This is a genomic window from uncultured Megasphaera sp. (genome assembly GCF_958350005.1).
Taxonomy (GTDB): domain Bacteria; phylum Bacillota; class Negativicutes; order Veillonellales; family Megasphaeraceae; genus Megasphaera.
Map to the genome: position 1 here is coordinate 1 of NZ_CATWFF010000187.1, position 3,763 is coordinate 3,763.

At 51.4% G+C, this 3,763-nt stretch carries 4 protein-coding genes; all 4 read right to left on the reverse strand.

Going from position 1 to position 3,763, the window contains the following annotated elements:
- Nucleotides 1-720: TonB-dependent siderophore receptor (locus tag Q3886_RS09160; RefSeq protein ID WP_301861115.1), on the reverse strand; the 720-nt coding region annotated here is incomplete at its 3' end.
- Between the two features lie 126 nt (nt 721-846).
- Nucleotides 847-1,635 carry an ABC transporter ATP-binding protein gene (locus Q3886_RS09165; RefSeq protein WP_301861116.1) on the reverse strand — a complete coding sequence of 263 codons (789 nt, stop codon included), beginning with the start codon at nt 1,633-1,635 and terminating at the stop codon, nt 847-849.
- Nucleotides 1,632-2,642: an iron ABC transporter permease gene (locus tag Q3886_RS09170; RefSeq protein ID WP_301861118.1), complete on the reverse strand. Its 1,011-nt coding sequence runs from the start codon at nt 2,640-2,642 to the stop codon at nt 1,632-1,634. Before Q3886_RS09170 ends, Q3886_RS09165 begins: the two co-directional genes overlap by 4 nt.
- Complete coding sequence (locus Q3886_RS09175; protein ID WP_301861119.1) at nt 2,642-3,607, reverse strand: ABC transporter substrate-binding protein; 966 nt, start codon at nt 3,605-3,607, stop codon at nt 2,642-2,644. The genes Q3886_RS09170 and Q3886_RS09175 overlap by 1 nt, the downstream gene beginning before the upstream one ends.
- Between the last annotated feature and the right edge of the window lie 156 nt (nt 3,608-3,763).

The following is a 3,763-nucleotide window of genomic DNA, read 5'->3' on the forward strand; positions in this document are numbered from 1 at the left end:
CCCCAGATCATAGTTTCCATCAAAATGGAAATCCTGAGTTGGTCCATAGTAATTGCTGCCTTCTGCACCAGGTATTACATTCTTACGGATTTTAGAGAACCGCAAGTCCAGGGTACCATTAAATTTCCCCTGTTGGCCCATGTCGATATGATAGTAATTATTGATAGAATTCGTTCCTGTCGAAGCACCTACTGTAACCGAAGGCTTTTGACCACCTTTTTTTGTAATAATATTGATGACGCCCCCCAATGCATCGGAACCGTACTGTGCTGATGCAGAGCCACGAACAATTTCAATACGTTCTATATCAGATAGGCTCAGCCGGCTCAAAGAATATACATTTTGCAACGTACTCGTATCTTCGCCAGCCATTCGCTGGCCGTTCACCAGAACCAAAGAATGGTTTGTTTTCATACCGCGAATCATAACTTTATTCCCGGCCATACCAGCACGCCCTACATCGACATTACTGGCTAATTTCAGGGCTTGATTGATATCAGTTGCCCCCATTTTAGCAATGTCATCGGCAGTAATAACTTCTACCGCTTGTGAAACGTTCTTTACTTCTTCTTCTGTTCTTGTTGCCGTAACAACAACATCCTTGGTTGTCACAGCGTCGCTTCCATCAGCGGCATAGGCCGGAAGCGCGAGGGCCGCAAATACGGCTGCCGATAAGGCGCTGACTTTGGCTGCATAGCCATTTTTCTTACTCATAAACATACGATAAATCTCCCTTCTTCTTTGAACAACACTGGGTCTGTCCGAAAAGGCAGCTCATACTACTGCCCTTTCTGTCAACAGGGTATTTTCTATTCACACGTCTGCATCAGGCGTTGTGAGCGTACGTTATACAGCGGCATAGGGGAAACAGGCCAGGTAGTCTTCCCCTTTTTCATGTACTTTGGTCACAATGGCCTTAATGCCGTACAGCGGTTCCAGAATATCCTGGCAGAACACGTCATCTACGGGACCGTCAGCAACGATATGGCCTTTCTTGACGGCAATGAGGCGATGGCTGTAGCGGGCCGCATGGTTCAGGTCGTGCATGACCATAATGACGATAATATGCCGCGTCTTATACAGATGAACGACCAGCTCCATCAGGGCCAGCTGATGGCGAATGTCGAGGTACGTCGTCGGTTCATCCAGAAGCAGTACCTGCGGTTCCTTGGCAATAGCCAGAGACAGCCAGGCCCGCTGCCGTTCGCCGCCGGATAAATCTGACAGGCGGTTATGCTGGAGTTCTTCCATTTCCGTCGCTTTCAGGGCCGTGTCAATGGCTTTCGTATCTTCGTCTTTCAATTTGGAAAACATCCCCTGATAGGGCAGGCGGCCATAGGTGACGAGGTCGCGGACGGTCATATCGCCAGGTGCATTGGTGGACTGCGGCAGTACCGATACGGTGCGGGCAATGGTGTTCATATCCATGGACTGCAGGTCTTTGCCGTCCAGATAGACAGCGCCGCCTGTCGGCACGAGCAGTCGGGCCAGGGACTTGAGGATTGTCGATTTGCCGGCGCCGTTGGGACCGATAATCGACACGATTTCCGGTTTATCAAAAGTCAGGTTCAGGTGATCGGCAATGACCCGTTCACCGTACTGCAGACATAAGTCATTCGTTGTAATTGTACTCATGCGTGACGCATCCTCCGTTTCAGCAAATACAGGAAAAAGGGCGCGCCAATAAAGGACATGAATATGCCGACAGGCACTTCTACAGGGCTGAATATGGTGCGCGCCGCCACATCGGCCACGACGACTAGAATCGCGCCGAACAGAGCCGAGCACGGCAGAAGCGTTTCAAAATCAGAACCGACGACGAGGCGCATGACATGGGGAATGATGAGTCCCACAAATCCCAGCAGGCCGGCTACGCTGACTGCCGATGCTGCCAGTAGGGCCGCCAGGGCGACAAGAATGCCCCGCGTCCGTTCTGTATGCACGCCCAGGGTCTTAGCAACGTCGTCGCCGAGCTGCAGGGCATTAAGCTTGCGGTAGTAGCACAGCGTGCCGATAATGCCAACGAAGCTGTATGGCAGGATCATGCGCACATGCTGCCAGTTGCTGCCGGCAAAGCCGCCGGCCATCCAGGAAACGGTCCCCTGAATTTTGTCCGAGAAGAATACGGACAGGGCCGTCATGCCGCCGCCGAAGAAGGCAGCAATGGCAACGCCGGCCAGGACCAGCCGCAGGGGGTTGACGCCCCGTTCATAGGCCAGCATAAAGACGATCGCTGCGGCAATAATAGCGCCGAAGAAAGCCGCAAAAGGTACGAAGGCCGTCAAGGTCGGCGCAATCAGCATGAGGGCCATAGCCGCCAGCCCAGCGCCGGCAGAAATGCCGATGATGCCCGGGTCAGCCAGGGGATTGCGCAAAATCCCCTGCAAAATACAGCCTGACAGAGCCAGGTTCGCTCCAGCCAGGGCGGCGCAGATGGCGCGGGGCATGCGGAGCGTATAAATAATCCGATAATTATCTGTCTGTCCCGGCCTGGTAATAGCCTGCCAGATATCAGCCAGTGAAATATGCACGGCGCCGGCAGCAATGCCCAGTGCCAGGGACACGACCAGCAGTATCAATCCTGCGCACAAGGTCATCATCCGCACGGTGCTGCGCCGGTCTTTTTCTGCAACCTGTTCCATTACTTGCCTCCCTGTCCGTACAGGCAGTTGGCCATGTACATCATGGCATCGCCAATGCGGCTGCCCGGATTGACCGTAAATAAATCCATAGGCAGTTCATAAATACGGCTATTTTTTACAGCAGATGTCTGATTCCATGCTTCATTGGTCTGCATCTGGTCCTTAAACCGGGCCAGGCTGTCCGGCGTATTGCCCATGGAAATGATGAAAATAACTTCCGGATCCTGTTTGACGACGTATTCCAGGCTGAGAGGAATGAACTGCCCTTTCAGGGATGTATCCAGATCGGCAATGTTGACGCCGTGCAGTCGTTTGAGCAAATCACCGGAGAAGGTCGTGCTGCTGGCCATGTTATTGCTGTCCGGATTGCTGAACAGGATGAGCGTTTTCGGACCCTCTTTGCCTGCCGTCATGGCTTCGGCATCACTGCACTGCCTGGTAATTTTTTCAACTGCCGCCTTGGCTGTGTCTTCCTGTCCCGTCAGTTCACCGAAGAATTTCAGCGTTTTCAGCGTATCTTCATAAGAGTCGAGGGAATTGATGTACAGAGGAATGTGGTTCTGTTCCATCGTTTCCCGAAGCTGATTATGGAACGGCACATTGACGCCAATGACCAGATCCGGCTTTAATGCCAGTATTTTTTCAATATTAGGTGAATGAATAATACCTACTTCCTGTGCCGGTTCTACGGCTTTTGCCAGTTCCGGCGACATGGAGGTCGACGTCGGTTTGCCGACAATGGCATCTTTCCCGCCGGCAGCAACGTACATATCCATATTGGAAACATTCAGAAATACAATTCGTTTCGGATGAACAGGAATCTGTACTTCTTTTCCCGTACTGTCCGTTACCTGCCGCATGGCGACGTCAGCACTGCCGGCATCACCGCGCATCATCAAATACGCAATGCCGCCAAATAAACACACGACGACAGCTAATACGACATAAACGATCGTTTTTTTCAAGCTACTCCCTCCCTGTAAATCCGCTGCGTTACTTGCACCGCATCACGAATATAAGTGAAATCAATTACAAGAATTATCCTCGAATATTTTATCAGATACTTTGTACCTTGTCTATATAAACTCTACCTGTTTTTGAAATAGGTATTGCAGTTATAT

What these genes read in the sequence shown, in the direction of transcription:
- Q3886_RS09165 (WP_301861116.1), bottom strand. Translation starts at nt 1,635, where the DNA reads ATGAGTACAATTACAACGAATGACTTATGTCTGCAGTACGGTGAACGG.
- Q3886_RS09170 (WP_301861118.1), bottom strand. Translation starts at nt 2,642, where the DNA reads ATGGAACAGGTTGCAGAAAAAGACCGGCGCAGCACCGTGCGGATGATG.